Below are 22371 nucleotides of genomic sequence, written 5' to 3'. Positions count from 1 at the left end.
AATTATGAAAAAATCATTTATAAATTTGTTGTTTTCTGCTTCGATTTTATTGATTACTTCTTGTACTTCAGATTTCGAGGAATACAACACCAATCCATATGATGCCAACGATGAGCAAATGCAATACGATGCATATAGCTTGAGGGCAGCTATGGTGGCTATGCAGGGCTATGTTATTCCTGCTGATGTTAATTTAAATCAGTTCACAGAGTGTTTGCTTGGAGGATCTTTTGGCGGATATTTGGCAGATTCAAACTCTGGGTTTGTAGGTAAAAATTATGCAACTTATAATCCGGAACAACACTGGATTCAAGTACCATTTAATGATATTATTCCTAAAATTTATGCCAATCAAATTCAGTTAAAGAATGTTACCACAGATCCGGTACCTTTGGCTGTGGCCGATATTATTAAAGTAGCAGCGATTCATCGTGTTACTGATATCTACGGTCACATTCCTTATTCTAAAATTGGGGAAGACGGTAAATTAGAAGCTCCGTACGATTTACAAAAGGATGTGTATAATAAAATGTTCGAAGAATTAGACCATGCGATTGAGGTTTTAACACCAAATCAAACTTCCGATTTTAGTCCTTACGCAGATAAAGTATATGGAGGTGAAGTTTTAAAGTGGATCAAATTTGCCAACTCGTTGAAGTTACGTTTGGCGATGAGAATTGTTTATGCTGATCCTGCCTTAGCTCAATCCAAGGCTGAAGAAGCAGTTAATCATGAAATAGGAACCATGTTAAGCAATGAAGATAATGCGTACAATATGGTTTCTAAGTCACCATTCAGAGTAGTGATGTATGAATACAATGGAGGTGATTCACGTGTATCTGCAGATATTACTTCTTATATGAATGGCTATGCTGATCCACGAAGAGAAAAGTATTTTACCATGAGTACTTTCGAGAATACCGACAATGCTGCATTCGAAAATGGATATTATGGCTTACGATCAGGTGCCAATATTGCGTCATCAGCAACAGCTCACAAGTACAGTAATATGAATATTCCTGAATCATATAATAAGTTACTTTGGATGAATGCTGCCGAAAGTGCATTTCTGAAAGCTGAAGGTGCTTTGCGCGGATGGAATATGGGGGGCTCTGCCAATGATTTTTATAATCAAGGTATTGAGTTGTCCTTCAATCAATGGGGTGTTTCTGGTGCAGCTACTTATGCTGAGAATGCAACCAGTATTCCTGAGAATTATAAAGACCCTCTTGGAGCTAACGATAACTCAGGAGTTCCAGCATCAATTACAATTAAATGGGATGATGCGGATGAATTCGAGGTAAGTTTGGAACGCATTATCACTCAGAAATGGATTGCCAATTTTCCTTTGGGACACGAAGCTTGGTCTGAATTCCGTCGTACGGGATATCCACGCTTGATGGAGGTTCCATACAACCAGAGTAATGGAGTTGTTAATGGAGCTGAAATGGCTCGTCGTCTTCCATATCCTTTGCGCGAGTACAAGGAAAATAGTGATAATTTGCAGCAAGCCATTAACAACTTGGGCGGACCTGATAATATGGCTACTAAAGTATGGTGGGATTGTAAGAATAAAAACTAGCACAACATGAAGAATATATCAAAATATAAATTTGTACTGTATGGAATGGGTCTAATTGTTTCTTCTCTGTTTAGCTCATGTGATGACTGGGTAGAGACTGAATCATTGGATATTAACCAAGCTGGTATCGAAGGTGAAAATCCTGCACTTTATGCTGATTATCTTGAAAATTTAAGAGCATATAAGAATTCTGATCATAAAAGCATATTTGTAAGTTTCGATAACCAGATAAAGCAGCCTTATAATCGTGCTCAACATATCAATGTGATTCCTGACAGTACTGATATTGTTTCATTAATTTATCCAAATAATTTGGTTGAAAGAGAAATTCAAGAAATCAATGAAACAAGAGAGAATAAAGGAACCAAGTTTGTATTTACTGTTAGTTTCGATGCCATTAAATTAAATTATACTCAGTTGAAGAGTGAGGAAGATAAAGCCAGAGAAGATGGTGTGGAAATCGTATCTCCACTACCAACTTTTATTAATTATATGGTTGACAGTTTGCACAACTCTTTCTCTTTAGTGAAGAAATACAATTACGATGGTGTATGTTTCGCCTATGAAGGAAAAAGTATCCTTCACATGACAGAGCAAGAAAAAGCAGAATACATGAGCTATCATAATGCATTCATTGGAATTTTGAAAGATTGGAGTACCAGAAATGCTGATAAAATGGTCTTGTTTCAGGGGAAACCACAGAATCTTTTAGATAAGAGTTTTCTTGCTGACTGTAAGTATATCATTATACCATGTTCTGATGCAGGAAATAGTTCAAAATTGAGTTACAACATCTATTCAGCGGCTGTTGAAGGAGTACCAACAGACAGATTTATTGTTGCCGTTGAAACCATTTCTCTTGACCCGGCAGATAAGAAGACTGGTTATTGGGCCGATGGAGAGACGCATTCGATTGAAGGAGCATCTGTTTGGGTTGCTGCGGAACACGAAGGCTTTACAGTTGCAGGTATGGGGATTTATAATGTGAGTAATGATTTCTTTAGTTCAGAGCGTGTATATCATTATACAAGAATGGCGATTGATAACATTAATCCATCACTTAAAAACTAAATAGATATGAAACACTATATATTATATACCGTTTTATTCTTCATGACCTTTACATTTGGTTGTGACAATTCCGATGATGATTTCGACAATAAAGCATACGTTAGTAGTTCATCAAAAATAAGCGAGTTGTTGGTAAAAGCAGGAGTTAATGATGTTGAGAAGAGCATTCAGGCTGCTATTGCCAAACCTAACAATCAGGATATTCTTGTGAAATATCGAGTTGATCAGGCTTTAGTGGAAACCTATAATATGGCATATTATGATAATGCTGTAATGCTTCCTGCTGAAAATTATTCATTCCCTGAAAGTACGGTGACCATTACTGCAGGTAATGTTCTTTCAAAAGAGTTAAAAGTGTTGTTTAAAGATTTGAGTCAACTTGATCGTGAAATTGTATATGTTTTGCCAATTACCATGGATAGCGAAGAGATCGATGTGTTGAAAAGTGACAAAACAATGTATTATGTGATCAAAGGTGCTGCTCTTATTAATGTTGTTGCTGATATTGAGGAGAACTATTTAACTGTAAACTGGACCAAACCTGATGTTTGTAATAATTTGTCACAACTTACAATGGAAGCTCTGGTTAGAGTGCGAAATTTTGATAGAATGATTAGCACTGTGATGGGAATTGAGGGGCAATTCTTGATTCGTTTAGGAGATGCAGGCTTCCCAAGCAATCAGATACAGATTGCTACGAATAGCGGAAATTTCCCTGATGGAGATTCCAACAAAGGACTACCAACTAACGAATGGGTACATATTGCATTAACCTACGATTCATCAACCGGAGCAATGGCTGTTTATGTGAATGGTAGCAAACAGTCTGAAACCATAAAATCATTGGGAAATATAAATCTGGGACAAGGTGGAACAAGTGGATTTTGTATTGGTCGATCTTATGCTGATGAGCGTTACCTTGCTGGTGATATTTCAGAGTGTCGTATCTGGAATGTAGTACGTACAGCCGAAGAAATTGCTTCCAATCCATATTATGTAGATCCAGCTTCTGAAGCTTTGGTTGCCTACTGGAAATTTGATGATGAATCGGCACTATCAGTCGAAGATCATACAGGGAATGGAAATAATGCAGTAGCGAATTCTACTTTAAGATGGACTCCGGTTACATTGCCTGTACCTGGTGAGTAATTGAGGTGTAATTAAAAACTGAAAAATGATGAAATACAACATATCATTCAAAAGAAATGTAATGCTTGCTGCTGTGTTGGCAGTAATGGGCATGTTTACCGCCTGTGATAATAGCATTGATGTGACAAGTGTTGACGAAAACCAATACACTATAAGCTCTGATGCAATAGGCTACCTTGTTGACAATGCCGGAAGACGAGGAACTTCATTGGTAGAATTTCGCAATCAAGGCCAGGCAGAAATCTATTTGGCATCCTCAAAAAATACCGAAACGGATGTTGTGGCCAATTTGAAATTTGATGCAGAAGTACTTGATGCTTACAATTACGAAAATAACTCAGACTATGAGTTGTTTCCAGTGGATTTGGTAAGCTTTGAAAGTGATATTGAATTGAGCAAGGGAAGTAACAAGTCTGGAAAAACATTGGTTCAATTTGCAACATCAGATGCCTTAAGTGCCGAGAAAACCTATGTAATTCCAGTTCGTGCAGTGGTAAAATCCGGTAATATTAAATTATCAGAAAAAGAATCGGTTTATCTGATTTTTGTAAAGGATTTAAGCACGATTCCTACTGTTGATAAAGCTAGTGGTATCAAAATCATTAGTTGTATGGAAGTGAACGATACCAATCCATTAAACAACCTGTGTTTTACGCTTAAAGAGAGTGGCAAACCTTTAGTTGATATCGTTATTCTTTTCTCGGCGAACATTAATTACAATAATGAAACGGGTAAGGTATATGTATACAACAACCCAAATGTTCAGCACATTTTAGATAACAGAGAGAAGTATTTAAAACCATTGCAGGACAGAGGTATGAAGATTGTATTGGGTATTTTAGGAAATCATGACCGTGCCGGAGTTTCCAATTTGGCAGATGAAACGGCTAAAGTATTTGCTCAGGAGTTAAAGGTGGTTTGCGACTCTTACCACCTAGATGGAATCTTTATTGATGACGAGTATTCGACATATCAAAATCCTGTTCCTCCAGGATTTGTTGCACCTTCATCGGCTGCAGCATCACGTTTGTGCTATGAAGCCAAACAAGCTATGCCTGATAGATTAGTATGTGCTTATGCTTATGGTTCTACAAGTTCTTTACCTGAGATTGACGGACACCAGTCAGGTGAGTTTGTTGATTATGGTATTCATGATTATGGCAGAAGTTCAGATTTGAGTTCGAACTATCCGGGAATGCCAAAATCGAGAATGGCTCTATATTCACAGGAATTTAGCCGTGGTTACTGGGCCTCAGATTCAGATCTGGAGAGGATGAGAAATGATGGTTATGGTTCACACATGATTTTTGCAATGGATCCTTATCGAAATAATTTCGATCGTCAGAAACAAGCAATGGAAAGTATCGCCAACAAATTGTTCGATGATGAATTGGTTTATGATGAGAAGCCATATAAAAAAGACTGGTAGACTTAAATAAGGAATTTATTTGACCCTTTTTTTAAGCAAATTGATATTGTTTAAGTTTTCTCCCAGCGAAGAACGGTTGGGGGAAGCTTTTAAAATTTAATGATGAATCTATAGAACAAGCCGAATGGCAATTTCAATACATTGGAATGAAAGGTTTTATAGAGTGAAATTGAAAATCTTAAATTAAAACAAATGAAATTACAAAATAAACTGTTGTTATTGCTAATTATGGTGTTGCCTTTAGGCTTTACTGCTTGCGATGATGACGATGATGATGTTGATGTGCAGCCAACAGAAGAAGTTACGGAATTGATTCTTGAGAAATCATCTATAGATGTGGAAGTTGATGATACGGGTACAGTGAAAATTACACAGGGTGGAGGAGAATACCATGTGTTTTCTTCTAATCCTGATATTGTTGCAGTAGAACTAGAAGGCAATGTGGTAAAATTGAGTGCTTTATCAAGAGGGAGAACATCTGTTATTATCTCTGATAAAAACAGCCAATACAAAGAGTTGGGCGTAGTGGCTTTTTACGATGTACTTGAGATTGAAACAACAGAAATTAATGTTAAAATGCCATTAGGACATCCCAAAACCATGAGAATTCCAATTACAAAAGGTAATGGGGGCTATGAGGTGAGTGTTGAAAGTGAAATTGTTTCGGCAACAATTGAAAATGATAGCGAAATTGTACTTGTAGCTACAAAAGAAGGAGAGGCAACAATTACATTGACAGATTCATATGGTTTAACATTGGACATTCCGGTAAGCATTCGTACCACTACAATTCCTTACGATGAAAAAGAACTGAAAGAGATTATGGCGAATGAAGAGAGTCGATACATCTTTAACACCAATGATATGCACGAGTATTACTTAAGTGAAGAAAGCTCGTATGTTGATGGAACGACCATGATTGGATTGAATAGTAGTTATGGCTATTACTATAAGTTGTTTTTCACTGGTGACAAGTCGGTTGGGGTTAAACCTGATGGAGTGTTAGACATTGATCTTTACTTTGCAGGCATTACCTTAAAAGAGTCTGTTACTGTTGAAATCATCAAAAATGATGGCAATAAGGTCTGGGCTGTGTACTCCTACATAAAAAATGAGAAGTTGAACTTCGGTCATTTGTGTCAGAATATTAACCTTTAAATTACACATATAACACATTGTCTCGTTATATAAGTATACTCTGAAATTCAAGGGCAATTGTGCTTGATCCGATTGCCCTTGATATCTGTTTTTGCATAAAAAAATAAACAATCTGGTATTGGGTTTTATGAACCTGATATAGAATTGTGTTGCCTTAACTGTAGCATGTCTAATGAGTTGAAATATAAGTTATTCTGTAGTATAGGTTCATTTCAAAAGAAGAGATTTAATTTTCAATTGATATGAATCTGTAAAGAAAAAGTACAAAAGCTTGTTTTAGTAAGTGGCAATATGATTATTAAAAAGAGACTTAAGATATGACTCAGGTTCAGCTTAGAATCGTGAGCAAAGAAACTAAAATTAGATAATAGCATGTCTAAATTTTAGTATTAATTATACAATGAAAAGGGGTAGAGTGAACGAGTAGTATCTATATCAACTACTCGTACTCTGCTCTTTTAAACCCTTCAGCATAAAATATTAAAGCTCTAATTCTAATATGAGATGTATTCTATTTATAGGGTTTATGCTATTAACAACTGTGCTATTGGCTGTTAAACCTAAAAAGCATAAGGAAAAACTTAAAAATAGTATTCAATTTTTAAGTCCACTTCCATACAATACTGTACTTCAAAGCAATACTCTAACTTTTGAAATATTGCTTACCGCAGATAGAAAATTGAGATTTTATCAAATGCATTTGGAAAAGGGAGGACTTTCGAAATTAAACTGTTAGGAATATTTCAGTTCTTCTATTAATGAATCGTTTACCAATGAAGAAATAATTTGTTGTAAGCAAGAAGAGTTTTTAAGCTTTAAATTAAAAGTGAATAACAAGGCCATACCCGGAAATTACAAATTTCATATCTATGTGACAGATGCCACTGGAAATACATTGCATGCTCGCCACCATTTCTATGTTGAAAGAAAATAGTGTGGAAGCGATAAATTAATTTGCCAGTTTATGGTGTGCGACTGTAGCTGTTTTTTAAATTATTGGCATATTATAGTGCTAATTATGGATTGCTTATAGTTACTGCTATAAGAAGTGTATAGTTGTAACTATTGGAGGTAATGCCTTATAGTTATATGGAACTAATAATAAAAAAGGCTGCATCCGTTTGCTACCTTTGTTATTCAATAAAAATGTTTGTTTTTATAAGAGTCATATTGTATGTTGGGTAATATGAAAGTTTGATTCTACTGGTGTTTGATATTCATTTATTTGCTTTCAAGGCAATATTTCCGTTTGCAGTATGCAAAAAAATAAAACCTTACAATAAGTAGTATTCAATAATTGTGCAGGATTGCTTACTTTTGTAACCGAATCAGAGTTTCTAACATTAGATTTATATGGATTACAAGAATATTATTATTAAAATCAGAAGAATTGTTCGATCGATTAATCTCGAGTCTAAAAAGATTCAGAAGGATCATGGAGTAAGCATCCCACAGATTTTATGTCTGGAGTATTTAAAGAGTTCACCAACCTATCAGGCTACTCAAAAATCTATCCGTGCACATCTAAACCTAAACTCAAGTACAGTAACAGGAATTATCGGCCGATTGGAGAAAAAGGGGTTTCTTGCTCGCTTGCCAAAAGCCGGAGACCGAAGAACTACCGTGATTGCCTTAACATCTTTGGGAGATCAGTTACTTAAGAATACTCCAGATTTACTACAGCAGCGACTGGCTGTGAAATTGAAGAAGATTCCCGATACGGATTTGGAAAGAATTGAAGAGACACTGGAGATTCTTGTAAACATGCTTGAGATTGAAGAATTAGAAGCTTCGCCGTTACTTACTGCAGAGGATATCATTAAAGAGGAATTGAACTCGGAAGAAGAAAATCTGGATATATAGAATAAAATAATGATATGAATAAGCCATCATGAATGTGATGGCTTTTTTTGTGCCTTAATTTTAACGCAACTAATATTGATTTCTTCAAATGTCTTGCTGAATCTTAAAATAACAATCCATTTTACTCAGTTCCAATGATTCTTTTATATCTATATCATTTAACCAGGAGCATGTAAACCTAAGGGATGGCTATTGAAACTAGTGATTAATCGGTATCGATCACCTATTTAAATTGGGAGAGGAAAACGGTTTTACACGAATTAATAGGTGGGGATGAAAGTGGGTAATTTAAATTGAACAAATGGAGATGGTTTGTAACTGGCATAAAAACAGCACTTAATATTTAGTTTGTGGATTCTATATGGTGTGTTATACGACAATTGTGTTGTGTAGAAATAAAATTTCTTATAGATTTGTCGCGCAGAAACTAAATCTGTGCTATTTGTTCTTTATTTCATGTGGTCAAGAGATAGGTAGTTGAGGATTGGAAAAGGTAAACTTGAATTATGAAAGAAAATCTCTTAAGAAGATTTAAATTAATGTTGGCATTTATAGTGATTGCTAATGTTACACAAGCTCAAAAAATAAAGGATGTTAAGATAGGAGGAGCCCTTCGATTTAACTTCAGATACAAAGATTGGGATGAAAACAACAAGGACGTTGGCGGAGATGCTGTGCTTGATGTTTTTCGTTTGAATGCCAAAGCAAGGTATGAAAAATTATACCTAGATGCTGAATATCGTTTCTATCCATCAGAATTTGGTGGAGGTATGCTACATCATGGGTTTATTGGCTATAATTTCAATGAGAAGTCACATTTGGAGTTGGGAGTACATCAAGTTCCATTTGGCATTCAGCCATTTGCTTCACACTCATGGTTCTTTAATCTACCATACTACGTGGGACTGGAAGATGATTACGATACAGGATTAAAGTATGTGTTCGATACGAACAAGTGGAACTTTGCCTTTGCATTTTATAAGAATGCTGAGGGAGGTAGGTCGTGGACAACCTTTTCAAACGGATCGGCAGGAAATGCGGTTGATTTGGCAAGATACTCTTACGATTTGGCTGGCGATAATGAAGAGAATGGGCAATTCAACATTCGTGTAGCCCGAAAATTCAACAATCAGGAAATTGGTTTGTCGGCACAGTTGGCTCGATACAGAAATCATGTAGAAGATAAAAATTATCACTACAATGCCTTCGCTCTTCATTACCATGGTCGTTTTCTTAAAGATGAAAGATTGGATGTGAAGTTTGAGATAACCCGATACGATTATAAAGGTGCCGATAATGATTTGATAAAGATGGCTGCCTACAATTACACCTACGATATTGCCAGCGAAGCAAGTATTGTATGTGGAGGAATTGCTTATACCATACCCGTGGAGTGGGGACCAATTGAATCGGTGCAAGTGTATGACAATTATAATTACATGAAAAAAGGCAATTCCCAATTCAACGATACCCAAATGAATGTATTGGGGATGATGGTGAAAGCCGGTCCGATTTATACTTATATCGATTATGCATCAGGCAAAAATCAGGATTGGTTAGGTCCATGGGGTGCATTTGGAGAATCCGCCAACGAGTATGGTTTTGGTAGAGGAGCTGCAAATCCGGAATGGCACTCATGGTTTAATGTGAATGTGGGATATTATTTTTAAAAGTTACTGTATAAAAAGAATATATATTGATATGGGATTAAAAAGAAAGATTGATAAAATAAATGATAAAGTAAGATCGATATCAATTAATGCTGGTGAAGAAAAGGTATATGTTCGTTCAGACCGTAAATCTTTTTTAGGAATAAAGGCCAATGGTACGGTATTTATTACTTCTTTTTTGGTCGTATTTGCATTAGTTGCAACTACTTTAATTGTAGGAAAGCCAATGGCAACTTGGTTCTCAAATACACAAACTATTTTGTCTAATAATGTGGGATGGTTGTTTGTTCTGCTAATGAATGTTTTTCTTGGTTTTGCCCTGTTTTTGGGATTTGGAAAATTTGGAAATATCCGTTTGGGAGGTCAGGATGCAAAACCTGAATTCAAGATGACATCGTGGTTTGCGATGTTGTTTAGTGCAGGTATGGGGATTGGTTTGTTGTTTTGGGGAGTTGCTGAACCAGTTTTCCACTTTGATAACAATCCTTTTGCGATGAAAGGGGTTGCCTCGGCGAAATCAGCCATGGGAGTTACTTTTTTGCATTGGGGGTTTCATGCTTGGGGTGTGTATGCTATTGTAGGATTGGCTCTTGCATATTTTACATTTAATAAAAAATTGCCACTTACCATTCGTTCTGTGTTTTACCCTTTGTTTGGAGAAAAAATTTACGGACCAATTGGGGATATTATTGATATTGTATCGGTTATTGCTACCCTATTTGGATTGGCTACTTCTTTAGGTTTTGGGGTGCAGCAGGTAAACGCAGGTTTAACCTATTTGTTTGATATAGAGTATGGGGCAACTTGGCAAATTGGTTTGATTTCTGTAATTACCTTATTTGCTACACTTTCTCTAATTTTAGGCCTTGATAAAGGTATTCGACGTTTAAGTGAGATTAATTTGCGCCTTGCGCTTATACTGCTATTGTTTGTATTGTTGATTGGTCCAACTGCATTTTTATTGAAGACATTTGTTCAAAATTTAGGTTATTACCTAAGTAACTTTATGGAGTTAAGTTTTTGGACCGAATCATATATGGGTGCAAAAGAAGGGACTCATTGGCAAAATTCTTGGACCATATTCTATTGGGCATGGTGGATTGCATGGTCGCCATTTGTAGGTATTTTTATTGCTCGTATATCCAAAGGAAGAACCATTCGTGAATTTGTTTTGGGCGTACTTTTTGTGCCAGCACTGCTGACCTTTTTATGGATTTCTGTATTCGGAGGAAGTGCCATTTATCAGGAACTGTTGGGAAATACTCAAATATCAGAAGCAGTAAACGCCAATATTGCTACAGCCATTTACCATTTGTTGGAGCAGTACCCATTTCCATTTATATCATCATTGCTAACAGTTATCTTGGTAGCATGTTTCTTTGTTACTTCATCCGATAGTGGCTCCATGGTGGTTGATACATTAACATCTGGAGGAAAGCTGGATGCTCCTGTTGGACAAAAAATATTTTGGGCCTCAATGGAAGGTTTGATTGCAATTATATTGCTGATTGGAGGTGGCTTATCTGCCTTGCAAACGGCAACCATACTTACAGGTTTGCCCTTCGCAATACTGCTTTTGGTGTTGTGTTATAGCTTATTAAAATCCTTAAAAAAGGATTATAGTGTAAATAATGCTAAGGCAAGCTAATTAGGATTATATAGTACTTATTTTAATGGGGCGTGTTTCAAATTTATTGATGGAAATTCAGTTATTTAAAAGATGTATGAAGAATTTATTTTTATTAATTGTTTTGTTTGTTTCTTTTAAAGCAGTTGGAGAAGAAAAAGTTGTGAAAATTGATTCGCTTGATCAACCGATGTTTAAGCCATTTATAGAAAGGTATATATTAGATGAATTAAAAAGTTTGCGCCAGGAAAATCTTGAGCTAAAAAAATATGTAGCCGAGAAACTTGCAGATGCAAAGCTTGAGTCATCTGATAGAGCAATAAATTACACAACAAGTACGATAAATAATATTTTCTATATAATTACTGCTGCAGCATCATTGCTTGTGTTATTAGGATGGAAGTCTCTAAGTGATATTAAAAAGTCCATTAAAAAAGATACTGGAGCTAAAATTCAACAGCTTACGGCTGATTATGAAAAGAGATTGAATGCAATAGAAAATCAAGCAAAGGAAAGATCTGAAATTATTGTAGATACGCAAAAGAAGATTAGTACAACTAACTCCATTCATTCATTATGGATGAGAGCTGGGATTGAGAAAAGTGAAGAGGAGAAGATATCAATTTATGATGAGATATTGGATATAAATCCAAGTGATGTAGAAGCTATGACGTATAAGGCTGATGCTCTTCTTGAAATCGGCGAGGTTAGGTGGGCCCTTAATTTAGCAAATACAGCAATTGAAAAAGATAATCAATATGCATTGGCCTATTGGCAAAGAGCTTGTGCATATGCTCATTTAGAAAAAGATAATGAAGCAATAAAGGATATTGAAAAAGCGATAGGGTTATCTGAGACATTTATAGATGAGTTGGATAAGGAGATTCATTTTAAAAAATTAAGAGGTAATAGTAAATTTGAGTTGATATTAAATAATTAAAAACTCATAAATAAGGTTTTTCTTGTTATATCATTTTAGATATAAATTTTCATATTGGCTTATAAGCCAAGATTTAAAAAAAAGAGGTCATTAGACCTCTTTTTTTTTACCCTCTTCAAAATCGATAAGGTAAAGAGTGAGATATTGAGTAAATATATAAAAGAAATAAAGTGAATGTGATATAAATCGCAAGCTATGTGATTTCTGCATGCCGATATGCTTATTAAAAGCAATGTAAATGTTATTAGAATCCCCCAAGCTTTTATTTTATAAGTTACTTGTATTATAACGACTACTAAAAAAAGCCAGTTAGAATGTTGCAATTACCTTTATGATTTCCATAATGAAGAATACAAGTGCAGCCATATGATTCAGGTATGTTATTAATAATTTGATTAAAGTTTTTCATTTTGCTTTGAAGAAGAGCTTTGAGCTTTATTTGTAGTCTTTTTCTTTATCGAATTTTCCTTTTTTATATTCTGATCTTTTTTCCACTTTTTCCAAAGTGAATCCTTATAAATTAATCCTAAATGATAGCTCATTGGTCACGAATTTTATAAAAATAGTTCTGTGCAAACAAAATGCTTACAGGAAATTAAAGATATAAGTTTTTTGAAATAATGCAAAAGGAGTTTTGTTGTATTTAATAGTCATGTAAAGAGGCGTATATGAGTGTTATGGAAGTTTAATTAATGTCTATAAGTTTTAGTAAATATTTTGGCTACACTATTTGAATTGTTATATTTGTTGTGTAGAAACAAAAATATTAAAAATATAAGTATGATTACAATTAAACTTATGACCTCCTTTCTTCGTCCGGAAGATTATGAAAAAAAAGAATTGCTTGATTTTTTGTATGAACATCTTGAGGAGTACGGGGATGATAAAGCAGATATAGAAAAAGCAATACAGTATGCATTGAAAGAAACACCATCGATGGGCGGATTTACTATAGTTGCAAAATTAGAAAATGAAATTGTTGGAGCTGTAGTAGTAAATAGGACCGGAATGGAAGGGTATATTCCTGAGAACATACTTGTATACATCGCAACTCATAAGCAACACAGAGGTAAAGGGATTGGTAAAAAACTTATGGAAGAGACCATGAAAATTGCAAAAGGTTCAATTGCTTTACATGTCGAACCAGATAATCCTGCAAAGCATTTGTATGAAAAAATGGGGTTTGAGAATAAATACCTTGAAATGAGGTTCACCAAATAAAATGTAATGGCATTTGTAACTCTTAATACTACCAAACTGCAGGAAAATTTCTGTTTTTTGGATAAATTATTTAAAGAAAACAACATTCAATGGACTGTAGTTTCAAAATTGTTGTGTGGAAACAAATTGTTTTTGGAAAACTTAATCTCTTTAGGAATTAAGAGTCTTTGTGATTCGAGGGTATCTAATCTGAAAATGATTAAAAAATTAGATCCTAGCATTGAGACCATATATATAAAACCTCCACCAAAATTATCTGTAAGCGAAATTATTAAATATGCGGATGTTAGTGTAAACACTGAGTTAAAAACCATTGACTTACTCTCTCAAGAGGCTTTAAAGCAGAATAAAAAGCATAAAATCATTATCATGATTGAAATGGGAGAACTAAGAGAAGGTGTGATGCGCGAAGATTTTATCGACTTTTACAAGAAGGTGTTTGAATTGCCGAATATTGAAGTTGTAGGGATTGGCACAAATCTTACTTGTTTAAATGGTGTATTACCTAACGAGGACAAATTAATACAGCTTAGTTTGTACCGACAGTTGATAGAGGCTATGTTTAATAAGAAAATTCCTTTGGTTTCCGGAGGAGCTTCGGTAACCATACCTCTTTTACTTCATGAAATTTTGCCGAAAGGTATAAATCATTTTAGGGTTGGAGAATCATTGTTTATGGGTACTGATGTGTACAATGATACAGCCCTTGAAGGATTAAATACTGATGTATTTAAATTATATGCTGAAATAATCGAGTTAATTGAGAAGCCAATGGTCCCAGCTGGTGAGTTGGGTACAAATCTTGAAGGCGAAAGTCATACAATGGAAGTAGATCAGGTTGGAGAGACATCTTACCGGGCAATTATCGACTTGGGGATGTTGGATGTTGATAGTAAACATATTACTCCAAAGGATCATTCTCTTGAACTTGTGGGGGCTAGCTCCGATATGTTGGTGGTTGATTTGGGTGATAATATTAACGAGTATAAAGTAGGTGGTTTGATTGAATTTACCTTGGATTATATGGGAGTGCTACGAATTATGTCTTCCCGATATATCGAAAAAAGGGTTGTTGATTAGGCCCCCTGTGATAAAAGTGTACTGTAAATGAGAAGTAATAAAATATTGAAAGAAGAAATAATAGAATTTGTTCGTTTGAATCAGCCTGTTGGCTTAGGGCATATTTTAGCAGGTTTAAATTTGTCACATTATTCAGGTGCAAAAATTGTTTTGGAACTAATTCAGAAAGAGAAATTAAAATATTCAGATAGTGGAAAGCGTATCTTGATTAAATAGTATAAGCTAATTAATTTCAACAGGAGTTGTTTTTAGGTAGTGGAGATGTGCCAAGTCAATAGTTCCCATGTTATAGAGGTTTACTCTCAATTGCCTAAAAATGCACAACGTCATCAGATTTCTGGTGACGTTGTTTAATTAGCGCAACAATATTTAATCCATAGATAGTACTTTTAGTAAGAGCTAAAAGTTGGAGGCTATATAAAATAAAATTTCCTATGCATATTATTGATATTATCATTTTTTTCGTCTACTTCGCTGTGATGCTGGGGATTGGGGTCTATTTTTTCAAGAAAAATGAAAGCAATGAAGACTATTATGTTGGCGGTAGGCAACTTGGAGCCTGGCATATTGGACTATCGGTAGTAGCCACCGATGTAGGAGGTGGATTTTCCATTGGATTGGGAGGTTTGGGATTTGCCATAGGTCTTGGTGGATCATGGATGCTATTTACTGGCTTGGTTGGGGCATGGCTAAGTGCGGTTGTGCTAATTCCGGTAATTAGTAAACTTTCAAAAAAACAGAAACTATTTACATTTCCTCAAATATTTGAATATTTCTACAATCATAAGGTTGCACTGATTGCAGGTATTATATCGGCAATTGGATACATTGGATTTACAAGTTCGCAACTTTTGGCCGGTGCCAAATTGGCTTCAGCTACTTTCACCGAAATTGACTTAAATACCGCTTTAATCATTATGGGAGCGCTTGCAGTTGTTTACACCAGTATTGGAGGGTTGAAGGCGGTAATCTATACTGATACGGTGCAATGGATAATTTTAATGGCAGGCCTGATATTTATTGGAATACCTGTATCCTATTACAAAATTGGAGGAATAGAGGCTATTAGATCAACGCTTGGAAATGAATTTCTTTCCTTGGGGAATGTATCTTGGCAACAGATTGTAAATTGGGGAGTTACGATTATACCCATCTGGTTTGTAGGTATGACACTTTACCAACGTATTTATGCCTCTAAAAATGAAAAAGAAGCTAAAAAAGCATGGTTTATTGCCGGTTTGTTTGAATGGCCACTAATGGCATTTATGGGCGTAACATTAGGACTGTTTTCTCGTGTGGCATATGAAAATGCAATGTTTGCAGATTTGGGCTATGCTTTAGGATCAAGTTTGGATGCCGAGATGGGCTTGCCGGTTTTGCTTAATACAGTTCTGCCAGCAGGGATCATGGGACTGATGCTTTCAGCATATTTTTCGGCCATTCTTTCAACAGCTGATAGTTGCCTAATGGCTGCTTCGGGAAATGTGCAAACAGATATTTTAGAGAAAATTTTCAAATTCAGGCAAAACTCCAAGTTTCAGTTGAGGCTTTCACAGATTATTACCTTGGTGATAGGTGCACTAGCACTGTTTCTGGCTTCCTATATGACCAATGTACTTGAACTTATGCTTTACTCATATGCATTTATGGTATCAGGCTTGTTTGTTCCGGTAATTGCTGCATTGTACGGTAAAAAACCAAATGCCACTGCTGCTATCTTTTCTATGATTTCAGGAGGTGCAACAACAGTTCTCCTAACCACTTTAAAAGTTAAATTACCATTTGATTTGGATGCCAATATTTTTGGGATTTCAATTTCTGTTTTCGTTTATCTGATATTCTCATTAATTTATAAGAAAAAATATGAGAAATATAATTGCATTAAGACAAGAATTACATAAATATCCAGAGCTTTCCAATAAAGAATTCGAAACATCTGGACGTATTGTTAGATTTTTTGAAGACTTGTGCCCGGATAAGATCATAAAACTTGGACCTACAGGGCTTGCCTTTGTTTTTGAAGGGAAGGAAAATGGCAAAACTCTAATGTTTCGTGCCGAACTTGATGCATTGCCAATAGCTGAGACGAACAATTTGACTTATGCCTCCGCAAATGATGGAGTAGCACATGCTTGTGGGCATGATGGCCATATGGCAATTATTTCGGGTTTGGCACAAAAAATAACAGACCACCGTCCCCTGAACGGAAAGGTAGTTCTGCTTTTTCAGCCTGCTGAGGAAGTAGAGCAAGGAGCATATGATGTTGTTAATCATCCTGATTTTAATAAAATACAACCAGATTATATTTTTGCTTTACACAATATTCCAGGCGAAGAAAAACATAAAATTCTGATCAAAGAAGATAGTTTTGCTGCAGCTTCAAAGGGATTGACCATTAAGCTATTTGGCAAAACTTCTCATGCTGCAGAACCTGAAAATGGTATCAATCCTGCCAATGCAATCTCAAAAATAATTCAGCAATTACATCAGCTTCGAAATCGTAAAACTCAATTTGAAGATGTTATTTTATTAACAATTATCCATATTCAACTGGGCGATATTGCTTTTGGAACTTCACCCGGATATGCAGAAATCAGGCTTACCCTTCGTTCTTTTAACAACAATGATATGGATTTGCTTTCAAGCCATACAGAGCAAATCATTAAGCGGATTGCAAGGGAAGAAAACTTAAAATCGATAATGGAATATTCGGAAGTTTTTCCTGCTACGGTGAATGATAAGGAGTGTGTTGAGTTAATTCAGGAATCTGCCAGGGAGAATCAGTTGAGCATAAAAACCATTTCAAAACCTTTTAAATGGTCAGAAGATTTTGGATATTATACCGAAAAATACAAGGGTGGCTTTTTCGGCATAGGAGCTGGTCTCAATCAACCTGCCCTGCATAATCCCAATTACAATTTCCCTGATGAAATTATTAGCACAGGAGTAAATATATTCTTCTCAATATATCATAAAATCAATTGTAAATAACTGAAATCACTAACCATTATAAAAACAATAGTCCAATGCAAGGAAGTTCATTTATTACCTTGAAAAAAGAAGCCCTTCATAACAATATTAAATTCCTGAAAAAAAAATTGGGGACTCATGTTCGTATATCATCAGTTGTGAAAGCGAATGCATATGGACATGGGATAGAACAGATTGTTCCTTTACTCGAAAATGAGGGTGTAGATCATTTCTCTGTTTTTGACTTTACTGAGGGGGTAAGAGTTCAGAATAGCCTTAAAAATAACAAGGGTATAATGATTATGGGATGGATTGCCGATGAAAACATTGTTGAAACCATAAAAAGAGGAATAGAGTTTTATATATTCAATATTGATCGTTTGAGGGTAGCACTTGAAGCAGCAATTGAAATTGGAATAAAGGCCAAAATTCACCTGGAAGTGGAAACAGGAATGAACCGATCAGGACTAACAATTAAGGAGTTGGAAGAAGCAATTTCGATAATTAAAAACAATCCTGGAATTTTTGAAGTAAAAGGATTCTGCACTCACCTTGCAGGAGCAGAAAGTATTTCAAACCATGTGCGCATTCAAAAACAATTAAAGACTTATCACAAACTACATCGTGTTCTTGAGAACAGTGGGGTGATTCCTGAGTACAGGCACGTAGCCAATTCGGCCGCTGCCTTTGTGTATCCAAAATCAAGATTGGATATGGTGAGAATAGGAATTATGCAGTATGGGTTTTGGTCAAGTACCGAAACATTTTTACGCTATACTCATCGAGACAAAGACCCTCTTCAACGCATATTGGGTTGGAGGAGTCAGATTATGTCGATAAAAGAAGTAAAGAAAGGTGAGTTTGTTGGATACGGTATTTCATTTTTGGCTCAGGCGAATATTAAAACAGCCTTAATTCCGGTTGGATACTCTGGAGGGTATAGTCGGTCTTTAAGCAATCGGGGCAGAGTTCTGATTAATGGTCAAAGATGCGGTATAATAGGCATGGTGAATATGAATATGATCATTGCGAATGTAACGGAATTACCAGATGTGAAAGTTGATGATGATGTAGTAATTATTGGAATGCAAGGGAAAAGGGAAATTAAAGTGTCTGCATTTAGCGATATTGCTGAAAGTCTTAATTATGAAATATTAACACATCTGCCAGATAATGTTGAACGTGTTGTTATATAGATAAAATGATTTTGAAAAAGTATTATTGATATATGATTAAAATATAATTTAAAATAGAATGTAACTTTGAATTGCTATTTTTGAATAAAAATTATGGCATGTCAGAATTATTTGAAATAACACATTCAGCACCCATTCCTGAAATATACTATTCGGAGAAGGAGGAGAAACCATTCACTGAGTGTACCATTTGTGGTAAGAATTTAACAGGTGGTAACGAGTTGTATCTGATTGAGAAGGCATTCGAAAGAAAGCCTGGCTTAGATAAGCCACAATTGGTTTTCGAATTGGCCTGCTGTATGGATTGCCGACAGGAAATGCACGATTCTCTGTCAGAAGAATCGAATGAGAAAATTGCGGCCTATTTTGAAGCCAACAGTAGGGTTGAAGAAAGAGATAAAGAGTTGAAAAAGCATGATTTGATGGATGCCGATATTTGGCTGAACAATTGTATTGTGAAAAATAAGGCTATGGATGAGGTAAATGAATATCAAATTTACGCTTTGTGCTGGAAGGATGAGATGGTTTTTCATCAGATGCCTTTTATGCTTTGTGGAGATACCATAGAAGATATCATGAATTTATTGTCAAATAAAAGTCTGGATATTATCAATGATCTAACAGCCGATTTAATTGATTTGCCTCCCGAATTTGGAGAACTATTCAGAGATAAAAAAGTGTTGTTTATATAAAAGAGTATAATAATGATAGTATAATGACCGATGAATTGTCAACTTGTTTGGATTACAATTCATCGGTTTCTTTTTTCTGATTATTTTAGCACTTGAATTCCTAAAAGCCAAAGCCAAACAATAAAAACAAACTTATGTCTCGACTATGTCTTGCGCTGCTTGTGGTCCTGCTATTTCTTCTGGGCTGCAAATCACAAAATCAAAACTCGATGATTGTGAAAAAGTTGAACTCCAATTGGGAGTTTTCTGAAAAGGATTCGGTTAACTGGTTGCCTGCTAAAGTTCCAGGTTGTGTTCATACCGACTTGATTGCAAACGGTAAGATTGAAGATCCTTTCTATCGCTTATATGAACATGATTTGCAGTGGATCGATAAAAAGGATTGGATCTACAAAACGGAATTTGACCTGGATCAGAATTTTTTGAACAAAAATAGACTTGTTCTTGATTTTAAAGGTTTAGATACCTATGCTGATGTTTACCTGAACGATCAGAAAGTGCTTTCGGCAAATAACATGTTTCGAGAGTGGACTGTTGATGTAAAGAAATATCTAAAAACCGGGAAAAATAAACTGAAAATTGAGTTTCAGTCGCCAATTAATGAAGGTTTAAAGTTGTACGATGCTAATGGGTTTGTATATCCCGGAGCGGAGAATGATCAGGCAGAATTGGGCCAGGTTGAAGGAAATAAAAGGGTAAGTATCTATACTCGTAAAGCAGGCTATCATTATGGTTGGGATTGGGGCCCACGCTTGGTGTCTAGTGGTATTTGGCGTCCTGTCTATCTCAAAGCATGGGACAATGCAAGAATTAAGGATTTACAGATTGTACAAAATGAGGTGAGTGAAGATCTTGCCAAATTTACAGCGGTTCTTGAACTGGAAGCAGAGCAGGAAGTTCAGGCCGATATTCACATTATGAATGATGGGGTGGAGTTAGCTACTTCAGAAGTACAATTGAAAAAGGGAATTTATAAATACGAATTGAATTTCGATATTGAAAACCCAAAACTTTGGTGGCCCAATGGCTTGGGAGATCAAAACCTATATCATATCAAGGCACAGGTAAATATTAATGGTAAAAAGGAGGAAGCAAGTCATAGAATTGGTATTCGAACCGTAGAATTAGTTAGAGAAAAGAATGAGAAGGGGACTTCTTTCTACTTCAAAGTTAATGGTGTGCCAGTATTTATGAAAGGAGCCAATTACATACCCAATGACATATTCCCTTCGAGAGTGAGTCAAGAACAATTGAAAAAGGTAATTGCTACTGCCCAAAAATCTAATATGAACATGTTGCGCGTTTGGGGAGGTGGTTACTACGAAGATGATATGTTTTATGACTTATGTGATGAGGCAGGAATTTTGGTCTGGCAGGATTTCATGTTTGCTTGTGCCATGTATCCTGGAAACCAAGAGTTTTTAGAAAATGTGAAGCTGGAGGCAATAGATAATATCAAGCGACTAAGAAATCATCCAAGTATTGCTCTTTGGTGCGGAAATAACGAAATTTTGGTTGCCTGGAACAATTGGGGATGGAAAAGGCAAGCCAATGAACAAGGCGAGGAGGTAACAGCTAAGGTATGGAAAGCTTACACTGATATCTTCCATGAAGTATTGCCTAAAGCAGTGGAAACATATGATCCGTCAAGATTTTACTGGAGCTCAAGCCCTTCATCAGGAACAGGCATAAAGCCGGATTTAATTAATGGTGATGATCATTATTGGGGAGTATGGTGGGGAAAAGAACCATTTGAAACCTATGCTACACATATTGCACGATTCATGAGCGAATATGGTTTTCAATCTTTTCCGGAAATGAAATCGGTAAGAAAATATGCCGAGCCCGAGGATTACGATATCTATTCGGAGGTTATGAAGTCACATCAGCGATCGTCGATTGGGAATGAAACCATTGAATATTACATGCTAAAAGATTACAAGAAGCCTAAGGACTTTGAGTCATTCCTGTATGTGAATCATGTATTGCAAGCCGAGGGAATTAAGTTTGCTTTGGAAGGTCACCGAAGAGCCATGCCATATTGTATGGGAAGTTTGTACTGGCAGATTAATGATTGCTGGCCTGTGGCGTCATGGAGTTCTACTGATTATTACCAGGAATGGAAAGCTCTACAATACTATGTGAAAAAAGGCTTTGAACCTTTGTTGGTTTCTCCTTATGCCGAAAATGACAGTATTAAGGTAGCTGTGGTAAATGACCATCAGAAAGAAATCAAAGCCAAATTGATCATGAGAGTGCTTGATTTTTCAGGGAAAGAAAACTGGGCGGAGATTAAAGATATTGTTATCCGTGAAAATTCAAGCGAAGTTTTCTTTGCGCAGGAACTTAAATCATTCTTACAGAACAGAAACCCTGACAAGGAAATGATTTTGGTTGAATTGCAAATGGGTGAAGAAGTAGTGGCAAGGAATACCTTATATTTTAAGCCGGTGAAAGATCTCAAATTGCCTAAGCCAAATGTGGAGTACGTAATTGTTAAAGGAGAAAAAAACTACCAAATAAACATATCATCGGATGTGTTGGCAAAGAATGTATTTTTGACCCTTGGTGATGAAGATGGATTCTTTTCTGATAATTATTTCGATTTATTGGCAGGAGAATCAGTAAACATCAAGTTGGAAACAAAATTATCACTGGAAGAAATTAAGAGTGTGATTCAGATTAAAACACTTGATTCTACCTTTAAATAGAAACTAAACCAC

The 22371-nt window shown here is 35.7% G+C and carries 18 protein-coding genes; 17 read left to right on the top strand and 1 reads right to left on the bottom strand.

Annotated elements, in window-relative coordinates:
• Positions 1-4 precede the first annotated feature (4 nt).
• From M0051_RS08425 to M0051_RS08385, 9 genes are all read left to right on the top strand, one after another.
• On the top strand, positions 5-1582 hold the full coding sequence (locus tag M0051_RS08425) for a RagB/SusD family nutrient uptake outer membrane protein (RefSeq protein WP_306741090.1): 1578 nt from the start codon (positions 5-7) through the stop codon (positions 1580-1582).
• Positions 1583-1588: 6 nt separating this feature from the next.
• Positions 1589-2653 (top strand): glycoside hydrolase family 18, encoded by a 1065-nt coding sequence (locus tag M0051_RS08420; protein ID WP_306741089.1) that lies wholly within the window; start codon positions 1589-1591, stop codon positions 2651-2653.
• Positions 2654-2659: 6 nt separating this feature from the next.
• Positions 2660-3802 carry a DUF1735 and LamG domain-containing protein gene (locus M0051_RS08415; RefSeq protein WP_306741088.1) on the top strand — a complete coding sequence of 381 codons (1143 nt, stop codon included), beginning with the start codon at positions 2660-2662 and terminating at the stop codon, positions 3800-3802.
• A gap of 25 nt (positions 3803-3827) precedes the next feature.
• Positions 3828-5231 carry a BT_3987 domain-containing protein gene (locus tag M0051_RS08410; RefSeq protein ID WP_306741087.1) on the top strand — a complete coding sequence of 468 codons (1404 nt, stop codon included), beginning with the start codon at positions 3828-3830 and terminating at the stop codon, positions 5229-5231.
• 192 nt (positions 5232-5423) lie between these two features.
• Positions 5424-6389 carry a hypothetical protein gene (locus tag M0051_RS08405; RefSeq protein ID WP_306741086.1) on the top strand — a complete coding sequence of 322 codons (966 nt, stop codon included), beginning with the start codon at positions 5424-5426 and terminating at the stop codon, positions 6387-6389.
• Between the two features lie 1353 nt (positions 6390-7742).
• Positions 7743-8252, top strand: a complete 510-nt coding sequence (locus M0051_RS08400; RefSeq protein WP_306741085.1) for a MarR family winged helix-turn-helix transcriptional regulator — start codon at positions 7743-7745, stop codon at positions 8250-8252.
• Positions 8253-8758: 506 nt separating this feature from the next.
• Positions 8759-9922: a hypothetical protein gene (locus M0051_RS08395; protein WP_306741084.1), complete on the top strand. Its 1164-nt coding sequence runs from the start codon at positions 8759-8761 to the stop codon at positions 9920-9922.
• A gap of 31 nt (positions 9923-9953) precedes the next feature.
• Positions 9954-11570: a BCCT family transporter gene (locus tag M0051_RS08390; RefSeq protein WP_306741083.1), complete on the top strand. Its 1617-nt coding sequence runs from the start codon at positions 9954-9956 to the stop codon at positions 11568-11570.
• Between the two features lie 76 nt (positions 11571-11646).
• Entirely contained in the window at positions 11647-12489 is an 843-nt protein-coding gene (locus M0051_RS08385; protein WP_306741082.1) for a hypothetical protein, read from the top strand.
• 395 nt (positions 12490-12884) lie between these two features.
• On the opposite strand, the gene M0051_RS08380 is transcribed toward M0051_RS08385, so the two are convergent.
• On the bottom strand, positions 12885-13031 hold the full coding sequence (locus M0051_RS08380) for a hypothetical protein (protein ID WP_306741081.1): 147 nt from the start codon (positions 13029-13031) through the stop codon (positions 12885-12887).
• Positions 13032-13269: 238 nt separating this feature from the next.
• Between M0051_RS08380 and M0051_RS08375 the strand changes: the two genes are divergently transcribed.
• The 8 genes from M0051_RS08375 (at position 13270) to M0051_RS08340 (ending at position 22359) form a co-directional block, all read left to right on the top strand.
• A complete protein-coding gene (locus tag M0051_RS08375) occupies positions 13270-13710 on the top strand; it encodes a GNAT family N-acetyltransferase (protein WP_306741080.1) in 441 nt (146 codons plus the stop codon).
• 6 nt (positions 13711-13716) lie between these two features.
• Positions 13717-14790, top strand: a complete 1074-nt coding sequence (locus M0051_RS08370; protein WP_306741079.1) for an alanine/ornithine racemase family PLP-dependent enzyme — start codon at positions 13717-13719, stop codon at positions 14788-14790.
• Between the two features lie 27 nt (positions 14791-14817).
• Entirely contained in the window at positions 14818-15006 is a 189-nt protein-coding gene (locus tag M0051_RS08365; RefSeq protein ID WP_306741078.1) for a hypothetical protein, read from the top strand.
• Positions 15007-15224: 218 nt separating this feature from the next.
• Positions 15225-16691, top strand: coding sequence for a sodium:solute symporter (locus M0051_RS08360; RefSeq protein WP_306741077.1), 1467 nt, complete (start codon positions 15225-15227; stop codon positions 16689-16691).
• Positions 16654-17781 carry an amidohydrolase gene (locus tag M0051_RS08355; RefSeq protein ID WP_306741076.1) on the top strand — a complete coding sequence of 376 codons (1128 nt, stop codon included), beginning with the start codon at positions 16654-16656 and terminating at the stop codon, positions 17779-17781. Before M0051_RS08360 ends, M0051_RS08355 begins: the two co-directional genes overlap by 38 nt.
• A gap of 35 nt (positions 17782-17816) precedes the next feature.
• Complete coding sequence (alr, locus tag M0051_RS08350; RefSeq protein WP_306741075.1) at positions 17817-18956, top strand: alanine racemase; 1140 nt, start codon at positions 17817-17819, stop codon at positions 18954-18956.
• Positions 18957-19054: 98 nt separating this feature from the next.
• Entirely contained in the window at positions 19055-19648 is a 594-nt protein-coding gene (locus tag M0051_RS08345) for a hypothetical protein (RefSeq protein WP_306741074.1), read from the top strand.
• Positions 19649-19857: 209 nt separating this feature from the next.
• The gene (locus tag M0051_RS08340; RefSeq protein WP_306741073.1) at positions 19858-22359 is read left to right on the top strand and encodes a glycoside hydrolase family 2 protein; all 2502 of its coding nucleotides are present in this window, start codon (positions 19858-19860) and stop codon (positions 22357-22359) included.
• The last annotated feature ends 12 nt before the right edge of the window (positions 22360-22371 follow it).

Source organism: Marinifilum sp. D714 (genome assembly GCF_030851345.1).
Classification (GTDB): Bacteria; Bacteroidota; Bacteroidia; order Bacteroidales; family Marinifilaceae; genus Marinifilum.
The sequence above is the reverse complement of the archived record's forward strand: the minus strand, read 5'-3'. Positions and strand labels throughout refer to the sequence as shown.